The sequence below is a fragment of the uncultured Planktosalinus sp. genome (assembly GCF_963973675.1).
Lineage (GTDB): Bacteria > Bacteroidota > Bacteroidia > Flavobacteriales > Flavobacteriaceae > Planktosalinus.
On record NZ_CAXBAN010000458.1, the window covers coordinates 1 to 1737 of the forward strand.

The 1737-nt window shown below is 32.6% G+C and carries 2 protein-coding genes and 1 pseudogene; all 3 read left to right on the forward strand.

The features are described from left to right. A pseudogene (locus tag AACY61_RS13310) lies at positions 1-556 on the forward strand (phytoene desaturase); the annotation flags it as partial. A gap of 16 nt (positions 557-572) precedes the next feature. Further along, positions 573-1412 carry a squalene/phytoene synthase family protein gene (locus tag AACY61_RS13315; RefSeq protein ID WP_339612064.1) on the forward strand — a complete coding sequence of 280 codons (840 nt, stop codon included), beginning with the start codon at positions 573-575 and terminating at the stop codon, positions 1410-1412. A gap of 2 nt (positions 1413-1414) precedes the next feature. Further along, positions 1415-1737: beta-carotene hydroxylase (locus AACY61_RS13320; RefSeq protein WP_339612066.1), on the forward strand; the 323-nt coding region annotated here is incomplete at its 3' end.

A 1737-nucleotide genomic window follows, 5' to 3' on the forward strand; every position in this document is an offset into this window, starting at 1 on the left:
CTCTTTACTTTTTTATGTGGGTTTTGATAAAAAAATCAAAAATGTAAATCATCACACTTTATTTTTTGACGTGAGTTTTGAAAAACATGCTCAAGCAATTTATGACACACCCGAATGGCCTGAAGAGCCACTTTTTTATGCTAGTTTTCCATCAAAAACTGATGAAACTGCTGCGCCACAAGGAAAAGAAGCAGGTATCTTTTTAATTCCACTAGCTCCAGGCTTAACAGATATTCCTGAAGTCAGAGAAGACTATTTTGAGAAAATAATGACCCGATTTGAAAAATTGACCCATCAGGAAGTAAAAAAATTCGTTATATTTAAAGAAAGTTTTTGTGTCAATGATTTTATTGAGCAATACAATTCCTATAAAGGAAATGCCTATGGGTTAGCAAACACATTGTTTCAAACAGCTTTCTTAAGACCAAAATTAAAAAGCAGTAAAGTTAATAATCTTTATTTCACAGGCCAGTTGACAGTTCCGGGACCGGGTGTACCTCCCTCTTTAATCTCAGGTAAATTGACAGCTCAACTGATTGAAAAAAACGCCAACTAATATCAACCAAAATGTTATGAAAGCACTATTTGACACTGTTTCTGAAAAATGTAGTAAAACTGTAACGACCTCTTACAGTACTTCTTTTTCAATTGCTACAAAAATGCTTGCTGGAAGTATCAGACAAGACATTTACAACATATATGGTTTTGTGAGGTTTGCTGATGAAATTGTAGATTCATTTCACGATTATAACAAAGAAATCCTCTTTACGCGGTTTGAAAAGGCCCTTGAAGATACATTGATTGATAAAATAAGTCTCAATCCCATTTTAAATTCTTTTCAACACACCTTTCATAAATATAAAATTGACAAACATCTAGTTGATTCATTTATGAATAGTATGAAGCTAGATCTGACAAAATCAACTTATTTAACAGAAAAAGAATATAAAGCTTATATATATGGTTCTGCTGATGTGGTAGGCCTAATGTGTCTTAAGGTGTTTGTAAAAGGAGATCAAGAAAAATATGACCAATTGAAAGAAGCGGCTATGCATTTGGGGTCAGCATTTCAAAAAGTAAACTTTTTAAGAGATTTAAAAGCAGACCACGAAGATTTAAGCAGAAGTTATTTTCCAGAAACTGATCTGAATAAGCTTGATGAAGCATCAAAACAGAAAATAATTGATGATATTGAATATAATTTTTCTATGGGCTTTCAAGGCATTAATCAATTGCCGGTAGAGGCAAAGTTTGGAGTCTATACTGCTTATATTTATTACAAAAAACTTTTAAACAAACTTAAACTCACACCTTCTTCCAAAATAAAAAATGCCAGAATAAGAGTCAACAATTACCAAAAAATGAGTTTACTTGCAAAAAGTTATGTCAACTACAGATTAAATTTACTTTAGAAATGGGAATCATACTTTGGATAGCACTATTTATAGGAACATTTTTCTTTATGGAATTTATGGCGTGGTTTACTCACAAATTTATTATGCACGGGTTTTTATGGAGCCTCCACAAAGACCATCACAAAAAAGACCATGAAAGCTGGTGGGAACGCAATGACTTTTTCTTCCTATTTTATGCCGCTGTAAGTATCGGTTTTTTTATAGCCTGGAAAAACTATGATTTTTGGTATGGATTGCCCATTGGTTTAGGAATTTTCGCCTATGGATTGACCTATTTTTTTGTGCACGATATTTTTATTCACCAACGGTTTAAGCTCTTTAG